At 59.6% G+C, this 19,153-nt stretch carries 17 protein-coding genes; 3 read left to right on the forward strand and 14 right to left on the reverse strand.

All coding sequences use genetic code 11. The features are described from left to right. From NKJ91_RS13965 to NKJ91_RS14010, 10 genes are all read right to left on the reverse strand, one after another. Complete coding sequence (locus NKJ91_RS13965) at positions 1-1,317, reverse strand: flippase (RefSeq protein ID WP_352456040.1); 1,317 nt, start codon at positions 1,315-1,317, stop codon at positions 1-3. Next, positions 1,318-1,812, reverse strand: coding sequence for an acyltransferase (locus tag NKJ91_RS13970; protein ID WP_352456147.1), 495 nt, complete (start codon positions 1,810-1,812; stop codon positions 1,318-1,320). It abuts the gene before it with no gap. A gap of 104 nt (positions 1,813-1,916) precedes the next feature. Continuing rightward, positions 1,917-3,089: a glycosyltransferase family 4 protein gene (locus NKJ91_RS13975; protein WP_352456041.1), complete on the reverse strand. Its 1,173-nt coding sequence runs from the start codon at positions 3,087-3,089 to the stop codon at positions 1,917-1,919. A gap of 55 nt (positions 3,090-3,144) precedes the next feature. Then, complete coding sequence (locus tag NKJ91_RS13980) at positions 3,145-4,254, reverse strand: glycosyltransferase family protein (RefSeq protein WP_352456042.1); 1,110 nt, start codon at positions 4,252-4,254, stop codon at positions 3,145-3,147. Between the two features lie 63 nt (positions 4,255-4,317). Beyond that, positions 4,318-5,085 carry a glycosyltransferase family 2 protein gene (locus tag NKJ91_RS13985; protein ID WP_352456043.1) on the reverse strand — a complete coding sequence of 256 codons (768 nt, stop codon included), beginning with the start codon at positions 5,083-5,085 and terminating at the stop codon, positions 4,318-4,320. 20 nt (positions 5,086-5,105) lie between these two features. After that, the gene (gene gmd / locus NKJ91_RS13990; protein WP_352456044.1) at positions 5,106-6,200 is read right to left on the reverse strand and encodes a GDP-mannose 4,6-dehydratase; all 1,095 of its coding nucleotides are present in this window, start codon (positions 6,198-6,200) and stop codon (positions 5,106-5,108) included. A 103-nt stretch (positions 6,201-6,303) separates the two neighbouring features. Further along, positions 6,304-7,575 carry a sugar transferase gene (locus NKJ91_RS13995; RefSeq protein ID WP_352456148.1) on the reverse strand — a complete coding sequence of 424 codons (1,272 nt, stop codon included), beginning with the start codon at positions 7,573-7,575 and terminating at the stop codon, positions 6,304-6,306. Positions 7,576-7,712: 137 nt separating this feature from the next. Next, the gene (locus NKJ91_RS14000) at positions 7,713-9,032 is read right to left on the reverse strand and encodes a UDP-glucose dehydrogenase family protein (protein ID WP_352456045.1); all 1,320 of its coding nucleotides are present in this window, start codon (positions 9,030-9,032) and stop codon (positions 7,713-7,715) included. A 147-nt stretch (positions 9,033-9,179) separates the two neighbouring features. Beyond that, positions 9,180-9,770, reverse strand: a complete 591-nt coding sequence (gene nusG / locus NKJ91_RS14005; RefSeq protein WP_352456046.1) for a transcription termination/antitermination protein NusG — start codon at positions 9,768-9,770, stop codon at positions 9,180-9,182. Positions 9,771-10,228: 458 nt separating this feature from the next. Then, positions 10,229-10,819, reverse strand: coding sequence for a biotin transporter BioY (locus tag NKJ91_RS14010; RefSeq protein WP_352456047.1), 591 nt, complete (start codon positions 10,817-10,819; stop codon positions 10,229-10,231). A 114-nt stretch (positions 10,820-10,933) separates the two neighbouring features. On the opposite strand from NKJ91_RS14010, the gene NKJ91_RS14015 reads away from it, so the two are divergent. Continuing rightward, positions 10,934-11,842: an MBL fold metallo-hydrolase gene (locus NKJ91_RS14015; protein ID WP_352456048.1), complete on the forward strand. Its 909-nt coding sequence runs from the start codon at positions 10,934-10,936 to the stop codon at positions 11,840-11,842. Between the two features lie 13 nt (positions 11,843-11,855). On the opposite strand, the gene NKJ91_RS14020 is transcribed toward NKJ91_RS14015, so the two are convergent. Together NKJ91_RS14020 and NKJ91_RS14025 are read right to left on the reverse strand one after the other, a co-directional pair. After that, positions 11,856-12,641 carry a DUF1499 domain-containing protein gene (locus tag NKJ91_RS14020; protein WP_352456049.1) on the reverse strand — a complete coding sequence of 262 codons (786 nt, stop codon included), beginning with the start codon at positions 12,639-12,641 and terminating at the stop codon, positions 11,856-11,858. A gap of 83 nt (positions 12,642-12,724) precedes the next feature. Then, a complete protein-coding gene (locus tag NKJ91_RS14025; protein ID WP_352456050.1) occupies positions 12,725-14,353 on the reverse strand; it encodes a fatty-acid--CoA ligase in 1,629 nt (542 codons plus the stop codon). A gap of 175 nt (positions 14,354-14,528) precedes the next feature. Here NKJ91_RS14025 and NKJ91_RS14030 point away from each other — a divergent pair, with 175 nt between their 5' ends. Both NKJ91_RS14030 and NKJ91_RS14035 read left to right on the forward strand, forming a co-directional pair. Further along, positions 14,529-14,915 carry a hypothetical protein gene (locus tag NKJ91_RS14030; protein ID WP_352456051.1) on the forward strand — a complete coding sequence of 129 codons (387 nt, stop codon included), beginning with the start codon at positions 14,529-14,531 and terminating at the stop codon, positions 14,913-14,915. A 118-nt stretch (positions 14,916-15,033) separates the two neighbouring features. Next, on the forward strand, positions 15,034-15,423 hold the full coding sequence (locus NKJ91_RS14035; protein WP_352456052.1) for a DUF427 domain-containing protein: 390 nt from the start codon (positions 15,034-15,036) through the stop codon (positions 15,421-15,423). Here the strand turns inward: NKJ91_RS14035 and NKJ91_RS14040 are convergent, their stop codons facing one another. Together NKJ91_RS14040 and ppdK are read right to left on the reverse strand one after the other, a co-directional pair. Then, a complete protein-coding gene (locus tag NKJ91_RS14040) occupies positions 15,424-16,161 on the reverse strand; it encodes a polysaccharide deacetylase family protein (protein ID WP_352456053.1) in 738 nt (245 codons plus the stop codon). Between the two features lie 192 nt (positions 16,162-16,353). Next, entirely contained in the window at positions 16,354-19,032 is a 2,679-nt protein-coding gene (gene ppdK, locus NKJ91_RS14045; RefSeq protein WP_352456054.1) for a pyruvate, phosphate dikinase, read from the reverse strand. Between the last annotated feature and the right edge of the window lie 121 nt (positions 19,033-19,153).

Raw genomic sequence — 19,153 nt, forward strand, 5'->3', positions numbered from 1 at the left:
TCAGCCATTCCTCAGTTTTCGGAAAAGTACCGTTAGTTTTCGGATGCCGCGCCATGGTTGGAACAGCGATCTGGTCATCATATAGAAGATCGACTTTGTGCCGGGGGAAAGGAGCAGGGCGAAGTAGGATGCGGCCGCGTAGGAGATGAGCGTCGCAACTGCTGCTCCCATGCCGCCAAGTTGGGGGATCAGCACCACGTTCAACCCAACGTTGAGCAGCGCCCCGGCGCCCTGGGTGACCATGGAGAACTTGGCCATGTTCTTGATGATCATCCAGCGACTAAACCCTTGACGCAGGAATATGAACGGCAACGATAATACATGGACCAGAAAGATCGGGACGGCAGGGGAATAGGACGGACCCATGGCGAGATTGATTGCCAGGGGGCCTAGAGCCAATAGTCCGACCAGCACAATCAGCGCCGAGGTCGCGAGGATGTCGAACACATCCTGCAAGCGCTCCGCGAATGCCTCGGGGTCGCCGGCATTGATCTGCACAAGTCTGGGAAATGCCGTTCCGGCGATCGCCGCCGGAATAAAATAAAGTGACTCGGAGAGGAGCGACGCGATCGAATATATGCCGACGGTTTCGGGGCCTTGCATGGCACGCAGCATCACTTGATCGATCTTGAGATAGATGACGGCGAATATGGACCCGACGAAGATCATCACGCTCTCGCCAAGCATGGACCTGGCCCGCTTCCGGGAGAAGGACCAGGTGCCTGGCGCCGGCCCTCCGTGCCGCAGGAACATCACGACCAGCAATACGACCCCGATCGCGATGCCCAAAGTCTGCCCCACTCCCACGGCGACCACTCCGGCCCCGGCGAGCACGGCACCCACCTTGAACGCCCCCCCCGCCATTACGCCGACGAAATTGGAAACTACGGCGTAACGCGCCTCCACGCGCGAGCGGAACCAATTGCCCAGCACGGCGCTGACCGGCTGAATCGCAACGGCAAGGCTTGCTACGACGAACAGCCAGCGTTCCGCGGGAAGATTGCCAGGCATCAGCAACCCGAACATCAGGAGCCCCAAGGCGGCCAGACCAAAGCCGGCGCCCTTCATGACGAACGCAATGCCGAGCGTTTCGGACTGCATCCGGGGCTCATCGAGCAGTTCGCGGATCAAGAGTCCATCCAGCCCCATATGACCGATGACGCCGAATAGGGCGACCATGGACATGACATAGGCATACATTCCGAAGTCTTCCGGCCCCAGATATCGCGCGACGACGACTGTGACCAGAACTCCCATGACCCGGCCAACGACGGTGTCGGCCATCATCCACGCGCTGTTGAGGAAGTAGATCCTCATTCACTCGACCCCGCATGCGCGGGTATCCAGGGACCGTATGACCTTGCAGGGCACGCCGCCCGCCAGGCGATCCGGCGGGATGTCGGAGGTGACGACGCTCCCGGCCGCAATGACCGAGCGTGCACCAATCCTCACCCCTTTCAGAACGGTCACGTTGGCGCAGAGCCAGACATCGTCCTCGATCACGATTGGCCCGGAAAGAGTACCCCGCCCTTGCCGCCGATCCAGATAGTCGACGGCGTGAAAGTCGGTGTCGAAAATATTGCAATTCACTCCGACCAGAACATTATTTCCAATAGCAATGTTCTCGACACAAAAAATAGACGCTCCAGAAATCCCAACATTGTCTCCTATGGAGAGTTTTCCTGACGACCCAACAACCAGCTGAGTGGGATGATTTATGCCGGCTCGATTGAACCTGGATTTGCTGACGATAGTTACGTGATCTCCGATCTCGAGGACGCCCGCCCCTCCTAGCCCAATTGGCCCGAGCACGGACAAGCCACGAGGCCTCTTCCTGCGCCTCACCGCAAACTGAAGCGTTGCAAGTGCATTCCAGAACAGGCGCTCACTTCGATCAAGTAACTTAAAGGGAGACATCAACGGCCTGATTCTGACAGATCGCGATAAACCATTTGAATTGCCGCGACGTTTTGATCGATGTGGAACCTGGCCATTGCGAACTGGCGTGCGCTCCGTCCCATAGCGAGCCGGGTATCGCGCCGGCAGAGTTTTTCAATCGCCTCAAGAAGACCGGCGGAAGAGGCCATTTCGAAACTCAAGCCGGTTCTACTTTCTTCGATCAGCTCAAGCAAATTCGGCAAGCGGGTCACCAAGCCCGGGCGTCCCGCCGACGCTCCTTCGAAAATGCACCGAGCACTGTGACTTGTCAGAAAGGGTGCAATGACGACGTCACTGGCCGTGAGAACGGGAACGATGTCATCTATGAATGGCATGGCGCTGCACCGGCGGCTTGCGTTTATCGCCTCCAATGCTGCTTTTCCATAGCCTTCTTGGTTTTTTCCAAAACCTGCAAATACAAACCGAGCGCATTCGGGAAGGTTTGTCTCAAGCGAGTTGACCGCCTGTACGAACGGCAGAATACCATTCGACTCCGCAATTCGTGACAGTGAGAGGAATATGACATCGCCATCTCCCCATCCAAATTTCCGCCTCAACTCAGCAACGCCTTCGTCCGGGGTACGGAAGAGACTGCTATCGACACTATTGTAGACAACCGATGCCGGGGTAGCGGAAGCGCTGACGCTATCCAGACCTGCTATGTCGATAGCAACGAAATAGTCGACGTGCTTCTTATTTAAGTGGCGAAGAATGTTACCCCACCAGTTGTGCAGGATCGGTTCACGGACATGCGCAATAACGGGGATTGAGGGGTCGGCGCTATGCGCACCCTTGGCGGCGGCTACCATACAGGTGGAGTTCAGGTGAACAATGTCCGGCCGTATGTCACGGACTAGCTTCCTCGCGCACCTGACGAGAAGTGGAAAGGACAGTATCGCGTGTATCTTCGATTTCACGTCCTTGCAGGGCGCGACCGTCGATCCGTGGAAAGGACGAATGTCCCTTTCCTCGATTACCTCTGCCCCAGCGTCTTCGAACAGTTGGCGAACGCCAGAATTCCCTGGGCGAAGCGGCATCGCAACTATTGGAAAGAATTCTTTGCGATCGAGCGATTTTATCAACAATGCCAAACTCTTCGGCGCACCTCCCAGCGCGGTCGCATGATGAAAGTACAATACTTTCTTCACCATTTACGAGCAGCCACAATGCCCCGGTCCGGGTTGTGAGATCGGGTATCAGGCGTGTTCACGCCGCCCCCTCGCAGAGTTCGGCGTCGGTATGTTTTGACCCTTCCAATGCGCGCATTGTGGATGAGATGAAATCATTGCGCCACGACCGGATCCTAATCTCACGTTCTTCTGTTGCCGCCGTTCCCCGGTCCGCCTTGGCGATCTTATTTAGCTCAGTTGCAGCTCCGTTACAGTCGCCAAAATCGATCGCATGGACCGGAGCGCCGAACTTCGTCGCTGCCGTATGGATCAAGGAGCTACGACGCACGATCGCGGGAACACCAAATTGAAGCGCCCGGCCAAAGACTCCCGACGCCTGGTCATATCTCGGCTCGTAGCAGGCCCACACCGCGTCCGCGACACCATACAGGCTTTCCCACTCGGCATCGGTGAGCCGCCGGTCAATATGCATTCCTCCCATCGATTTGAACCGGGAGGCCAATGCCTGCTCCGATTTCGCCGTACCAGCGCTTATAAAATACACCCGTTTGGCGATATCCGGATTGGCCTCGAGAATTTCCACCATGAAGGCAAAGCCTTTGTGCACCGAGGCAGAACCAAGCCAGCAGACGATCGGCCGACCGGCAGCTAGGCGGTGGACTTCAGTCGCCACTGGCGTATGGCCGGGCTGCCTCAAGACGTTACCGTCGTGCATGTCCCACCACTGCGGATCATGAAGGCCGATATCGACAACGCTGCCATATTCCGGAGCCAGACTGAGAGGTATGATACTCGCGACCGTGACCTTTGGCACAAGCCTCAGAACAACAAAAATGCTTTTCTTAAGAAATCGCTTGAAGTTGAAAGGTCCGAAGCAGGTCTGCGGCCCTAAAAGCAATGCAACAGTCGCCCTTCCAAGAGCCGCCCGCCGGAGAGCTATCGAGGCAAAAGAAACCAGGTCGTCATCGAGGGTCGCAAAAAAGAGACGATCGGCCGCCAGCAGTCTTTTTTTAAGAGCCCGTGACATTGGCCCTATTACAGGAGACAGGCCCAAAACCGGTCCCAACAGGTCAGCATAAGACTGCCTGTGTCCCGAACCCGATTTCACATATATGATTCCCATGCTTTGGTGACGAGGCTCTGCTGCACTTCCGATATCTGCATTGGACGGCTTGCTGTCGTTCACGGCATACCGTCCCGCTTCACTGCGTCCGATGAAACGCCGTCTCTATCGAGCACCGCCAGGCCTCTATCTCTTCGACTTGAGAGGTTGTTTGGACAAGAATTGTCCCAACTTCCGTGCCGGCTTTGCAATAAGCGCGTAATCGACCGGACCTGAACCCAACCACCGGCGCCGGGAACGCAGGGCTTCCAGATTATGCCCTATGTGCGAACGCAAGCTTCTGGTGCTGGCTCCTCCGATCATCATGTCGACGAGGACCTGATCGATCGTCGCGATCCTGAATCCATGGAGTTCGACGGCTCTCAGCATCCAGTCGTAGTCGGAGGAGACTTTGAGCGCCAGATCGAACGGCCCGTTCTTTTCGGCAACGGCGCGGCGAACGTAGAAAGTCGGGTGGGCAGGCATCCAGCCCGAACGGAACCCATCATGCGGTCGCGGCTCTGCCCGCCACCGGCGGACCACCCGCTTGCTTTCATGGTTTTCTACGAAGTCGAGGTGGCCGTGGACAATGTCGTTTTCGGCAAGCGCCTCGCTGATCTTGCCGAGCACGGAAGCGTCATGAAACGCGTCGTCCGCGTTAAGGGCCCCGATTGCCTCACCCGCGCAAAGTGCAACCCCCTTGTTCAGCGCGTCGTACATGCCGCGGTCGGGCTCGCTGATGATCTGTAGTCCCTGCCCGGCATAGGAGCGGACAATCGCGAGCGTTTCGTCGGTCGAGGCTCCGTCGATGACGAGCAGCTCCTTGTCCTGGTGATCCTGGGCAAAGAAACTGTCGAGCGTATGACGGATTGTTGCCGCCGAGTTCCAGCAGACCGTTAGAACGGAAATCTTCATGTTCGCGGGACTTTTCGCAGCTACTGGGCCGCCTTGCGGTTGTGCTCTTCGTCAAGCCGGCGATGCTCGTATTCGCGCGTCACCACCTTGAGGTCGGATTGAACCATCTCGCGCACCATCTCATCAAGCGACGTCGTCGCCTGCCAGCCGAGGACCCGCTCCGCCTTCGAAGGATCACCGAGCAGCAGGTCGACCTCGGTGGGCCTGAAGTAGCGTGGATCGACCTCGACCAATATCTTGCCGGACTTGGTATCGATGCCCTTTTCGGCGACGCCCGAACCGTTCCACTGAATGCGGACCCCAACCTCGGCGAAGGCGAGTTCGACAAACTTTCGAACCGAATTCTTGACCCCTGTGGCCAGCACATAGTCGTCCGGGGTTGCCTGCTGGAGGATCCTCCACATGCCTTCGACATAGTCGCGCGCATGCCCCCAATCGCGCTCGGCTGAAAGATTGCCGAGATAGAGCTTGTCCTGAAGGCCGAGGCTGATGGCAGCGGCAGCTCGCGTGATCTTGCGGGTCACGAATGTCTCGCCCCGCATCGGGCTTTCATGGTTGAACAGAATTCCGTTGGAAGCGTGAATGCCATAGGCTTCGCGGTAGTTGACCGTGATCCAGTAGCCATAGATCTTTGCGGCCGCATAGGGCGAGCGAGGGTAAAAAGGCGTCGTTTCCTTCTGCGGAACTTCCTGCACCTTGCCATAGAGCTCGGAGGTCGACGCCTGATAGAACCGCGTCTTTTTTGTCAGGCCAAGCAGCCGGATGGCTTCCAGAAGGCGCAACGTACCGATCGCGTCGGCATTCGCGGTATATTCCGCGGTCTCGAAGCTCACCTGGACATGCGATTGCGCCGCTAGATTGTAGATCTCGTCGGGCTGCACTTCTTGGATTATGCGGATCAGGTTCGTCGCATCGGTCATGTCGCCATAATGCAACGAAAAATTGACGCCGGTTTCATGCGGGTCTTGATAGAGATGATCGATACGGCCCGTATTGAAAGACGACGAACGCCGCTTGATGCCGTGGACTGCATATCCCTTGGCGAGCAGGAGGTCTGCGAGATAAGCACCATCCTGGCCGGTGATGCCTGTAATTAGCGCGGTTTTTCGGCTCATTTCATACCCTTCGGCAGCTTCAGAAAACATTACCCGCCAAGCATTATCCCGGCGCAGTGTTCGACAGATAAATTTCGATGGTAGCCAAAATTCAGAACGGTCTCTATCGAGATCCGAATCCACTTAGCAGAGTTTTTAGCGTTCTCAGCACGATAACGAAATCAAGCCACGGCGAGAAATTCTTGATGTAATAGAAGTCATAGTGCAGCTTCTCGGTCTCGTCGTCATCTTCCGACACATATCCCTGATTCACCTGAGCCCATCCAGAGATACCAGGGCGCACGATGTTTCGGTAGCGATAGAATGGCAACGCCACCGAATAGTGGGATGACAACACTGTCGCCTCAGGGCGAGGTCCAATCCAGCTCATTTCCGAACGAACGATATTTATCAGCTGCGGCAACTCGTCAATTCTGCTTCTGCGAAGGAAGCGGCCGAGCCGGGTAACCCTGCTGTCACCCGGCTTGGTGACGGCCAGACTGCGAACGTTTGCCGCCTCTGGTTCACTGACGGTCATCGTCCGGAACTTGTAGACCGTGAAGGACTTTCCGCCGAAACCGAGGCGCTCCTGTCGAAATATGGCGGGTCCGGGAGATTCCAGCCTGATCATCATCGCTATCAACAACAGGAAGGGCGCCAGCACGATCAGCGCCAACAGCGCACAGACCCAGTCAATCGCCTGTTTGATCTTGATATAGGCCTGATTGGGATTAAGCGAGCCCAGCGTGTTTTCGGATAAATGCTCGATTTCGACGCGACCAGTCAGCGATTCGGTGATTTGCTTGACATGGTAGACCGGAACGCCCGCAAGCGCCCGGTCGGCGATGTAACGCTCCCAATCGTCGGACAGATCAGCGCGCAGATCGGCAACGACGCCGTTGACGCGCTCAATGATCATTTCAGGGGATACAAGCCAATGCCAGTTTACCCCGCTTATCTCCTCTAGGCGATCAATGGCGCCGCCTGGAACCACAGCAAGACTGTAAGGGTCAAGGCGCCGGCTTATGATGGTCAAGACAAAGTACCAGAGAATTGACAACGTCAAGCTGCTGGCCGCCTGGAAACCGCTATATTCAATCCTAAACAGGAAAATCGCCAAATATACAATCCCGTAAGAAAAAGCAAATGTCGGAAATATGTAGCCCGAGGCCGCGATGCCCGGGAAATTCCCTATACGTCGAAAAGCAAAATAACCTATTGTATGCGCGATAACGCCTGCGAAGATGGTAATCTGCAGGTTTGAATAATATAGAATTGATGGATCAAATAAAATCCTGACAAGAACAGGGAGCATGATTGCAAAAGCCAAACCGCCCAGGAGTTGAAACCTGACCCTATGCACGAGGTGGCGCTGTCTTGGCCGATTCATCATCACTATATTCAAGTTCAAAATCTCTGTTGCGAGTTACTGAATTCTAAGTCTCTTCAAATGCTTTTTGCCTGCTTACCTTGTTCTCTGCAGGAACGTTTAACCCCGAAGATTCAAAATTGCAGTAGGCTCTTGCTGGACGCTCACTGGACAGGATGCCGCTCTCGGCCAACGCTCGAATAGGCTATGCCTTCCTTCACGACGTCCTCGCCGCGGTAGACGTTTCGCAGATCAACCATAACCGGCGTCGCCATGACTGCACGAAGCCGCTTCAGATCCAGCGACCGAAACGCGTTCCACTCGGTGACGATGACGATCGCGTGCGCGCCGTCGGCCACGGCGTAGGCGCTTTCCCCGAACTCAATGCCCTCGATCATCTTGCGCGCCTGCTCCATGCCGACCGGATCATAGGCCTTGATCGAAGCGCCCGCGTCCTTGAGCGCCTGAATGATGGCCAATGAGGGCGCATCGCGCATGTCGTCGGTGTTCGGCTTGAACGTAAGGCCAAGGATACCGACAGTCTTGCCGCGCACGGAGCCGCCGCAGGCCTCAACCACCTTGCGCGCCATCGCCCGCTTGCGCTGGTCGTTTATCGAGACCGTCGTTTCAATCAGCCGCACCGGGCTTGCCGCGTCCTGCGCGGTCTTGACCAGTGCCAGCGTATCTTTCGGGAAACAGGAGCCGCCATAGCCCGGTCCAGCATGAAGAAACTTTGCACCGATGCGGTTGTCCATGCCGATGCCGCGCGCGACGTCCTGCACATCGGCCCCCAACCGCTCGCAGAGATCGGCAATTTCGTTGATGAAGGTGATCTTCATGGCCAGAAATGCGTTGCCAGCATATTTGGTAAGCTCAGCCGTACGCCGGCTCGTATAGAATATCGGCGCGACATTCAACGAGAGTGGACGGTAGATCTCGCCCATGACGGCTTTGGCCCGTTCTGCATCGGTCCCGACAATGATGCGGTCGGGCCGCTTGAAATCCTCGATGGCCGATCCTTCGCGAAGAAATTCCGGATTGGAGACCACCGCAAAATCGGCGGCGGAATTTTGCTCGCGGATGATCCGTTCCACCTCATCGCCGGTACCGACAGGGACGGTCGATTTCATCACCACGACCGTAAATCCTTTGAGCGCGCGGCCAACTTCGGCGGCCGCATCGTAAACGAAGGACAGATCGGCGTGCCCATCGCCACGCCGTGACGGCGTGCCCACGGCAATGAAGACGACATCCGATTGTGAAACGGCATCGGCCAGATTGTCGTCGAAACGCAAGCGACCTTGCGCGGTGTTCGTGGTGACGAGGTCGTCCAGCCCTGGCTCGTAGATCGGCATCTTGCCGAGTTTGAGCATGGCAAGCTTTTCCGCATCACGATCGATGCAGCAGACCTGATGGCCAAAGTCGGCGAAACAGGCGCCCGAGACGAGCCCTACATAGCCGGCACCAATCATTGTTATCCGCATATCGCGTACTCTCATCAGCGCCGACGAGACAATCTCGTCAGACAGCGCCTAGTCCCACCGAAGAACGGCTACCGCACTCCCGGGTGAAAACCCGAGAGCCGATCCTACAACAATTTGCATCGCCTCGCCGCACCTCGATGCTTACGACTATGCGATGGCGACGAGATCCCTGGTATCAAGGTCGACAGGTATCTCGCCATTCATGATCGCAACCAGAACCCGAGCCCTTCCGGCTGGATCGAGCCGGTCAAGGCGACCGATCATTTCCGCGAACGGGCCGGAAAGGATCCGAACCGAAGCACCGGCTGCGAGGCCGCCACTGAAGTCGAGCAGGCCGTGCCTGCCGGTCAACGCAATGAAGCGCTCTACCAGACCGGAGGGGACAGGCAAAGGCCGGTCGCCTTGCATGACGAGGGAGCGCACACCGAACGTTCCATTGATCGAGCGCCAACGTTGCAGCGCGACGTCAAGGGCGATGAACATATAACCCGGGAAATAAGCTGCGGACCGTGTTTCGAGCCGCCGGGCATGACGCACGGTTTTCTCGCAGCGAGGCACAAAGGGCTCGAATCCCTGGATCCGGAGATGCCGCTCTGCGACATGCTCCTTCCCGGGAAAGACGCTGGCCGCATACCAGCGCGTTGCCGGCGCGGCGGTCGGCTCAGGCGACAGGGCTGTTGCCTTGCTCGTTGTTTTTTCCGCGCTACTCACGTGTCTTCCTTCGGCGGTCGGCGGCATGATCTCAGGTCAACGGTTACGACAGTGTGTGGATACCAGCAAGCAACCAGGCCACTAGAGTCAAGGCCGTTGGGTTAAGAATTTCCTACACATTGTCCAGAAATTTAGCTGCGCCTAAATAATCATCGAGCCGCTTTCTTTTTCAGCTGGCTCAGATGCTATGTCGGGCAATTTATTTCCGTACGTAGGTGCTTGGTTACGCCGGTCGTGACGAATCGCCCGTTGGTTCTGGTGCTTAGTCCGTCGACTTGAAGCTAATATGACGGGCTCGCTGGATGGCGTCGCGCTACAAGCCTGCCGCCAGCGAGAAAGATCCCGCACGGCCACACCAACTGCGACGAAAAACCATTGTTGCGCAGACCAGTTACTATCGAGTCATGGGGGTTCAGGCAATAACATGGTGACAGCGATGCAACGTGCAGTTCCGTTTTTGACTTCAGTTCCGCGCTCGACCGGCTTCACGAACGCTTCAATAGCGACCAGACAGCCGGCACCAAGCTCGCGGCCAGCGCAACCTTGATCAGATCGCCGACGATGAAAGGCACCACCCCGAACTGCCAGGATTTTTCCGGGCCGATCAACAGCGCCAGCCAGGCAAAGCCCATTGCCATCATGACGATCTCGGCCACCAGCATGGCATTGAAGAGCTTGATAGGATGGCGATCCCAGCCACGGTCGGCAGCCCAGCCGACGATCGCCGCCATGACGACGAAGCCGGCTAGATAACCGCCGGTCGAACCGAGCATGTAGGCGATGCCGATGCCCTTTTCCGGCGTGCTCTGGAAGACCGGAAGGCCCAATGCGCCCTCAGCCATGTAGAGAAGCAGCGTTGCCACGCCAAGGCGCATGCCGAAGGCGGCAGCGATCAGCAGGACGGCGAGCGTCTGCATCGAGATATCGACCGGTCCGAGCATGACCTTCGTTCTGGCAGACAAGATCAGCAGCAGCGTTCCGGCGATCGCCAGCAAAAGCTGTCCTGCCAGCCTGGCCGCGCCCTTTTCAGGCAAAGCGAGAGAAATGAGCGGACGCATCGTCGTTGCAATTGCCATAGTCTTCCCCGTTCCGGATTGCCGCCGAACGCGGCCTTGCGTTTTCCTATATTGGCTTCCGTGCTATGCGGCAATCGGTTTTGCCCTCGCCCCAAAAAAGGTCGCGACGTTCGCATGGCGCTGAAATTCGATACACGCTTCGATCCGGCCTATGGCCAGGGCGTAGCCGTTGCGCCTGGTATTCAACGCGTCACCGCCAGGAACTCCAGCCCGTTCACCTTTCACGGAACCAACAGCTATATCGTCGGGCGCGAGACGCTGGCGGTGATCGATCCCGGACCGGATGACGAGGCACATCTTCGAACACTGCTCGAAGCGATCGGGACCAGGCGGGTCAGCCATATCTTCGTCAGCCACACGCATCGCGACCATTCGCCGCTGGCGGCGCGGCTGAAGCAGCATACCGGTGCGGCGGTTCTGGCGGAAGGCCGCCATCGCCCGGCGCGGCCGTTGCATACCGGCGAGGTCAGTCCGCTCGATGCCAGCGCCGACGCCGACTTTGTTCCTGATATCGCGCTGCCAGACGATACGGTGATCGACGGCGACGGCTGGGCGATCCGGACGGTGCTGACGCCCGGCCATACCGCCAATCACGCGGCCTTCGCGCTGGAGGGAACCGGCATCCTTTTCTCGGCCGATCACGTCATGGCGTGGGCAACCACGATCGTCGCACCGCCGGATGGCGCGATGGCCGACTACATGACATCGCTCGATCGGCTGATCGAACGTGACGACCGGCTGCTGCTGCCCGGTCATGGTGGGCCGGTGACCGAGCCGCGCAGCTTCATGCGCGGATTGAAAACGCATCGCAAAATGCGCGAACGCGCAATTCTGGAGCGGATCAACAGCGGCGACCGGACAATCAAGGACATGGTGGACGCGATCTATCGAGACACCGACCCGCGCCTGCATGGCGCGGCCGGCCTGTCGGTGCTTGCCCATCTGGAAGACCTGGTGGCGCGCGGCCTGGTCCACGCCGATGGCGCGCCGGCTATCGATGGCATCTACTCGCCGGCAACGTAGCACACTTCGGATATCATTCCGCCGGCGCCACGCCCACCTGGCCGGCGACTTCCTGGTCGAGTTCGGAAAGGAAATCGGTGATGCGCGCTGCATTGTCGCCAAGGTCGTAGCGGCCGTAACGCGAGGCCGAGCGCATATCGACGATGACCACATCACCATCGTCGGTCACGCGGACGGCGACATCGGCGGGAAGGCCAAGCAGCAAGCTCTTGGCCAGCGCATCGACCGTCACGTCGCTTTGCCCTGCTGCGTCTGGAAACGGCGCCGTGAGCTGCCAGCCGCGCCGATCGAGCACGGTTTTAACCGCCTCCAGAACGCGATCGAAAGGCAAGGTGTAGCTGCGTCCGGTAACGAGCGGATAAGCTTCGATTTGCAGGCGCTGCTCGCCGGGCGTCGGTGGCAAAAGCTCGTTCATGTCCTTTGTCCGGGTAGAAATATCGAGCGCCGGCGGGTCGTCGAAATCCGTCGAGATGTCGCGCAGCGGCGGATAGGTCGCCGCCCAATAGGCCCCGACACCGTAAGGGATGAGCACCAGAAACGCCAGCAAGGTGCCGGCGGTCAGGTCTTGGCCGCCACGATCACCGAAGTTCCACAATCGCGCGAAGGCAAACCCGGCAAACAAAAGGGCAAACGCGGCCAGCAAGGCGACAATGACAAGCACCCATAGGAAAGCTTGGGTCTCGACGAGGTCATAGCGATGGCCGATGAGAGCGGTCAGCAGCAGGACTGCCGAAAACGCGCCCGCGCGCCGCGACCAACCGGCAGTCCTCGACGTTTGTCGCTCGGGAATTCCCGTCATTGTTTTCCGCGCTGCCCCAACCCGAACAAAGGCATAGTGCCTTTCAGCGGCGGCTTGAAGACGCAAAGACGCCGCATCTCCGGTCAATCCGTCGGCAGGTGATAATCCCGGAACTGCTGGCGCAAGGTAATCTTCTGGATCTTGCCGGCAGCGGTGTGTGGGATTTCGCCGACAAAAGCGACGTCGTCCGGCATCCACCACTTCGCCACCTTGCCGTCCATGAAAGCGAGGATGTCCGTCTTGGTCGGCTCCCTGCCCGGCTTGCGCACGACCACGAGCAAAGGCCGCTCGCCCCATTTCGAATGCGGAATGCCGATGGCGGCGGCCTCCGCCACATCGGGATGGCCGACCGCGAGGTTTTCGAGCTCGATGGTCGAGATCCATTCGCCGCCCGACTTAATCACGTCCTTGGCGCGATCGGTGATCTGCATGTAGCCGCCGGGATCGATGTGCGCGACATCACCAGTATCGAACCAGCCGTCTTGATCGAACTGTTCGGATCCGATGCCGCCATAATAGGCGCGCGCGACGGCCGGCCCGCGGACCTTGAGCCGGCCGAAGGTCTTGCCGTCCCATGGCAGTTCGTTGCCGGCGTCGTCCGTCACCTTCATTTCGATGCCGAACGGTGTAAAGCCTTGTTTCTGCTGGACGCCGAGGCGGGCCTCGCCCTTCAGCCCGGCGTAATCCGGCTTCAGGGTACACAGCGTGCCGAGCGGCGACATCTCGGTCATGCCCCAGGCGTGGACGACCTGGACATCGTAACTGTCCTGGAACTTCGTCGTGATCGCGCGTGGACAGGACGCACCGCCGATGACGACTTTCTGCAGATAGGGAAGTTTCTTGCCGGTCTCTTCCAGATACTGGAGGAGCATCATCCACACCGTCGGCACGGCGGCGCTGAAGGTCACCTTCTCGGTATCGAGCAGCTCGTAGAGCGAAGCGCCATCCATCTTGCAGCCGGGCATGACCAGCTTGGCGCCGATCATCGGCGCGCTCTGGGCAAGGCCCCAGGCGTTGGCGTGAAACATCGGCACGACCGGCAATATGGTATCGCGCGACGACAGGCCCATGGCGTCGGGCATGGCGGCGATCATGGCGTGCAGCACGTTCGAACGATGGCTGTAGAGGACGCCTTTCGGGTCGCCCGTCGTGCCCGAGGTGTAGCACATCCCGGCGGCGGTGTTTTCGTCGAATGTCTTCCATGCGAAGTTGCCCTCGGCTCCAGCAAGCCAATCTTCGTAGGCAACGACATTGGGCAGCGCAGTCTCCGGCAAATGCGCCGTGTCGGTCAGCACGATAACCTGCTTCAGCGACTTGACCGCGCCGGCGATCTTTTCGAGCAGCGGCAGGAAGGTCAGGTCGACGAAGATCGCCTTATCCCCGGCATTGTTCATGATCCAGGTGATCTGCTCGGGAAAGAGCCGCGGGTTGAGCGTGTGATAGATCGCTCCGACACCCATGATGCCGTACCAGGCCTCGATGTGGCGCGCAGTGTTCCAGGCCAGGGTCGCGATGCGGTCGCCAAGCCCGAAACCATCACGCTCGAGCCGCCCGGCGACCTTCAGGGCACGATTATGGATTTCGGCGTATGTGCTGCGTACGATCGGCCCCTCGATCGAGCGCGACACGATCTCGCGTCTGCCGTGCTGCCTCTCGGCGTTGTCGATCAGCTTGTGGCAAAGCAGCGGCCATTCCTGCATCAGCCCGAGCATCTGTTCCTCCCGTTATTTTTTTGCCATTGTGGGACGAACCGGCGGATTGTCCAGCCAGAACCGGGCTGGAGCGGTGCATGGAGCCGAATGAGGCGGAATTCGCCACAATCCGGCCATGCTCGGCGTTAACGTTGATTAACGGGCGGGGCGCGATTGGCGAATGAAAGAGGTTCGCATGGACCCGCAGTTCGACGAAAAAGCCCTCGAAAATACGCTTGGCGAAGGTCTGGCCGATCTGGTGGCGGCCGATGTCATGCAGGCCGATCCGTTGCCCGACGCCAAAACCGTTTCCGAAGATGAATTCGTTGAAGTCGTCGGTGGCGCCCTCGAAGCGGTCGGCGGCACGCTCTTGTTCAAGATGTGCGTCGAGAACGAGGGCGAAAGCCAGCACGTCGCTGCCGCCTGCGTCGGCGATGGCGGCAATCGCCAGTTCCTGCTGCTCACTTTGCCGACCAGCGGTGGTGCGCTGAAGGTCGAGACCACCTCGAAAAGCACCAATCCGGTGGCAGGCATTGCCGCCGCCTATGCCGGGTTGATGGACGCATTCCAGGCCGCCGCCTAGTTTTAGGCGAGGTATCGGAGGAAAGCGCGAGACTTTCCCCGCGGGCGACGCCCGCCTGGCGGCAGGCAGCTCTTGCGCAATGCTCTTACCAGACACAATTGAGGCAAGGAGACCCGACATGGACCAGATCGCAAACCCGTCACCCGGCTTTCAGCGCAATCCCGACAAGACGATCACTGTCGAACCTTACAAGGGTACCGTGACGGTGCGCGCCGGCGATGTCGTCATCGCTTCGTCCAGCAAGGTCAAGGTGCTGACCGAATCGCCCTATCCCCCCGTTTTCTACATTCCGTTCGGCGACATCGACTTCAAGCAGCTTGGCAAGACGGAACACTCGACTCATTGCCCCTACAAGGGCGATGCCAGCTATTGGAACGCGTTGCCCGCCGGCGATGCAGGCAAGGATGCAATGTGGGCCTATGAGCGGCCCTTCGACGAGATGGCGGACATCCGCGACCACGGCGCGTTCTATCCGAACAAGGTGACCATAGAGGCCACGCCCGACTGATCAGTCGGTGGTGCCTTGATTGCCGACGCAGTCGGCATCGTCGAGCCGCACGAAGGTGAGGCCCTTGGCCTTCAGCGCCAGAAGTCCCTGCACCACGCCTTCGCCAGCGGCATGGGTCGGCTGGTTGATGTGAGCAATGATGACGTCGCCGTCTTTTGCTGCCGCAATGCGCCGGGCGGTCTCTTTTGCGCCGAGTAATGACCCGCCGTCGCCGTTGACAGTGAATCCGGCGATCTTGAAGCCAAGCTTGCGTATCATCGCGATTGCTGACGGGCTGTATTCGGCGGTTGCGCCGCGAAACCATTTCGGCGCCGGTTCGCCGGTCACGGAAAGAGCGGCAGCACCCGATTCGACCTCGGCCAGCACGGCCTCCGGGCTGCCGGCACTGCGAATGCCGTAGATCTTTTGCGGTGTGTCGACGGCCGGGACGTGGCGGCCGCCATGGTTTTCCAATTCAAACAGTTCTGGATGCGCCCGCATGATCTCGACGGCGGCGGCGTTGTGCTTCAGCCAGATGCCGGTGACGAAAATGGTGGCGGGAATCTTGTTTTCCACCAGCGCCGAGAGAATCCGTGTGTCGGTCCTCCCGCCGCACGCATCGAGCGTCAGCGCGACGCGGCCGCTGCCCACCTCGGCCTTGATGTGCAGCGTCGGTGCGACGAGCAACCGAGCGTTGCCAGGAGAGACAGCCCATAGCGATATCGCAATGGCGCAAAAATACTTTTGGAACGGGCGCATCGATTAATTCCAGGTCGGCCGGATCAAAGTTGAAGCGGCGACCCCAAGACCGGCATCAAGGCGGAAATCGGGACGATGCCCCTGCAAAAGCGTCGGCAGCGGCAATTTGACCGCCGGCCTAACCCTTGGCAAGCGCGAGGTCACAATGCGTGCTCCACGTCCTTAACCGTACGTGAAAGGATCGCGCGGGTCCTATCCGCGGCCGTTCTTCGCAGCCTGCACCGCCGCTTGCGCGGCGGCCAGCCTGGCGATCGGCACCCGGTATGGCGAGCACGAGACGTAGTCCAGGCCGACCTTTTCGCAGAAATGGATCGAGGCCGGGTCGCCGCCGTGCTCGCCGCAAATACCGAGCTTGATGTCGGGCCGCGTCGCCCTGCCCTTTTCGACTGCCATCCGCACCAGCTCGCCGACACCCTCTATGTCGAGCGACACGAACGGATCCTGCTCGATGATGCCTTTTTTCCGGTAGGTCTCGAGGAACGAGGCCGCATCGTCGCGTGAGATGCCAAACGTGGTCTGGGTCAGATCGTTGGTGCCGAAGGAGAAGAATTCGGCCGCCTCGGCGATGATCTGGGCACGGATCGCGGCGCGCGGCAGCTCGATCATCGTGCCGGTCAGGTAACCGATCCTGACGCCGGTCTCTTCCATCACGCTTTTGGCGACGGCGTCGATGCGCGCCTTGACGAATTCGAGCTCCTTCGCCAGCCCGACCAGCGGCACCATGATCTCCGGGACCACCAGCGCGCCGGCCTTCCTGCCGGCTTCGACGGCGGCCTCGAAAATGGCACGCGCCTGCATCTCGGCGATTTCCGGATAGGAGACCGCAAGCCGGCAGCCGCGATGGCCGAGCATCGGATTAAACTCGTGCAGCGCTTCGGTGCGCCGCCTGAGCTTGTCCGGCGACACGTTCATGGCGGCGGCGACCTCGGCCACCTCCTCCTCGGTCTTGGGCAGGAATTCGTGCAGCGGTGGATCGAGCAGGCGGATCGTCACCGGCAGGCCGGCCATGATCTCGAACAGTTCGAGGAAATCGGAGCGCTGCATCGGCAACAGCTTGGCCAGCGCCGTTCTCCGATCCTTTTCCGTATCGGCCAGGATCATCTCGCGCATAGCAACGATGCGGTCGCCGTCGAAGAACATGTGTTCGGTGCGGCAAAGACCGATGCCTTCGGCGCCGAAGGACCGCGCCATGCGCGCATCCAGCGGCGTCTCGGCATTGGTGCGCACCTTCATGCGGCGCGCGCCGTCGGCCCATTCCATGATGGCGGCGAAATCGCCCGAGAGTTCCGGCTGCAGCATCGGTACCGCGCCTTTCAGCACCTGGCCGTTGCCGCCGTCGATGGTGATGATATCGCCCTTGCGGAACGTCGATCCCATCGCCATCAGCGTGCCGGCCTTGTAGTCGACGCGCAGCGAGCCTGCGCCCGAAACGCAAGGCTTGCCCATGCCGCGCGCCACAACAGCGGCGTGGCTGGTCATGCCGCCGCGCGTCGTCAGGATGCCTTCGGCCGCATGCATGCCATGGATGTCTTCGGGACTGGTCTCGATGCGCACCAGGATCGCCTTTCGGCCTTGTGTCTTGGCCTCCTCGGCGTCGTTCGAGGAAAACACGATTTCGCCGGTGGCAGCACCTGGCGATGCCGGCAGGCCGACGCCGATGATATCGCGCGCCGCCTTCGGATCGATCGTGGGATGCAGCAACTGGTCGAGCGAGGCCGGATCGATGCGGGCGACGGCCTCCTCCTTCGAGATCAGCCCGTCCCTGGCCATGTCGACGGCAATCTTCAGCGCTGCCTTGGCGGTGCGCTTGCCGGACCTGGTCTGCAGCATCCACAATTTGCCGCGTTCAATGGTGAATTCGAGATCCTGCATGTCGCGGTAATGCTTTTCCAGGCGGTCTGAGATGCTGACGAAAGCCTGGAAGGCGTCAGGCATCAGCTTCTGCAGCGACGGCTTGTCGGACCCGGCGGCAATGCGCGCCGCCTCGGTGATGTTCTGCGGCGTCCGGATGCCGGCAACGACATCCTCGCCCTGCGCGTTGACCAGGAACTCGCCATAGAGCTGCTTTTCGCCGGTCGACGGATTGCGGGTGAAGGCTACGCCGGTGGCCGAGGTGTCGCCCATATTGCCGAAGACCATGGCCTGGACGTTGACCGCCGTGCCCCAGCTTGCGGGAATGTCGTGCAGGCGCCGGTAGGTGATGGCGCGGTTGTTCATCCAACTGGAAAACACCGCGCCGATGGCGCCCCAGAGCTGTTCGTGCGGATCCTGTGGAAAGGGCTTGCCGAGCTCCTCCTCGACCTTGGCCTTGTAGAGCGCGATCACGCCTTGCCATTCGATGGCCGTCAGCTCGGTGTCGAGCTCATGGCCGAGCCCACCCTTCTGGTCTTCGAGGATCTCCTCGAAGACCTCATGGTCGAGGCCCATGACGACGTCGGAATACATCTGGATGAAACGGCGATAGCTATCATAGGCAAAGCGCGGATCGCCTGAATCGGCGGCCAAGGCTTCGACCGTCTCGTCATTCAGGCCGAGATTGAGCACGGTGTCCATCATGCCGGGCATCGAGGCGCGCGCACCGGAGCGCACCGACACCAAAAGCAGTTTCGACGGATCCCCGAAACGGCGCCCGGTCAGCCGGCCGATATGGTCGAGGGCGACCGCAACATCCGCTTCCAGCGAGGCCGGATACGCGTGGCCGTTGGCGTAATAGGCGTTGCAGACCTCGGTAGTGATAGTGAATCCCGGTGGCACCGGCAGGCCCAGGCTGCACATTTCGGCAAGATTGGCGCCCTTGCCGCCGAGCAGATTGCGGTCGCCGGCACGGCCTTCCGCCGCTCCATCGCCAAAGGTGTAGACCCATTTGGTCATGCTTGCTCCCTGGTTGCAGGAGATTGGAAATATTGGCAAATCGAGCGATAGGATGGTGCAGTGCGAAAGGCAAGCCGTCGGCAATGCCCGCCGGTCTCTACAATCGATTAAGAAAAAGCGG

The sequence above is a fragment of the Mesorhizobium sp. M0040 genome (assembly GCF_040323505.1).
Classification (GTDB): Bacteria; Pseudomonadota; Alphaproteobacteria; order Rhizobiales; family Rhizobiaceae; genus Mesorhizobium.

Bases quoted from the DNA above. Each gene is read 5' to 3' on its own strand.
- NKJ91_RS13965 (WP_352456040.1), bottom strand. From the start codon at position 1,317: ATGAGGATCTACTTCCTCAACAGCGCGTGGATGATGGCCGACACCGTC.
- NKJ91_RS13975 (WP_352456041.1), bottom strand. From the start codon at position 3,089: ATGGTGAAGAAAGTATTGTACTTTCATCATGCGACCGCGCTGGGAGGT.
- NKJ91_RS13985 (WP_352456043.1), bottom strand. From the start codon at position 5,085: ATGAAGATTTCCGTTCTAACGGTCTGCTGGAACTCGGCGGCAACAATC.
- gmd (WP_352456044.1), bottom strand. From the start codon at position 6,200: ATGAGCCGAAAAACCGCGCTAATTACAGGCATCACCGGCCAGGATGGT.
- NKJ91_RS14000 (WP_352456045.1), bottom strand. From the start codon at position 9,032: ATGCGGATAACAATGATTGGTGCCGGCTATGTAGGGCTCGTCTCGGGC.
- nusG (WP_352456046.1), bottom strand. From the start codon at position 9,770: ATGCCGCCGACCGCCGAAGGAAGACACGTGAGTAGCGCGGAAAAAACA.
- NKJ91_RS14010 (WP_352456047.1), bottom strand. From the start codon at position 10,819: ATGGCAATTGCAACGACGATGCGTCCGCTCATTTCTCTCGCTTTGCCT.
- NKJ91_RS14015 (WP_352456048.1), top strand. From the start codon at position 10,934: ATGGCGCTGAAATTCGATACACGCTTCGATCCGGCCTATGGCCAGGGC.
- NKJ91_RS14020 (WP_352456049.1), bottom strand. From the start codon at position 12,641: ATGACGGGAATTCCCGAGCGACAAACGTCGAGGACTGCCGGTTGGTCG.
- NKJ91_RS14025 (WP_352456050.1), bottom strand. From the start codon at position 14,353: ATGCTCGGGCTGATGCAGGAATGGCCGCTGCTTTGCCACAAGCTGATC.
- NKJ91_RS14030 (WP_352456051.1), top strand. From the start codon at position 14,529: ATGGACCCGCAGTTCGACGAAAAAGCCCTCGAAAATACGCTTGGCGAA.
- NKJ91_RS14035 (WP_352456052.1), top strand. From the start codon at position 15,034: ATGGACCAGATCGCAAACCCGTCACCCGGCTTTCAGCGCAATCCCGAC.
- NKJ91_RS14040 (WP_352456053.1), bottom strand. From the start codon at position 16,161: ATGCGCCCGTTCCAAAAGTATTTTTGCGCCATTGCGATATCGCTATGG.
- ppdK (WP_352456054.1), bottom strand. From the start codon at position 19,032: ATGACCAAATGGGTCTACACCTTTGGCGATGGAGCGGCGGAAGGCCGT.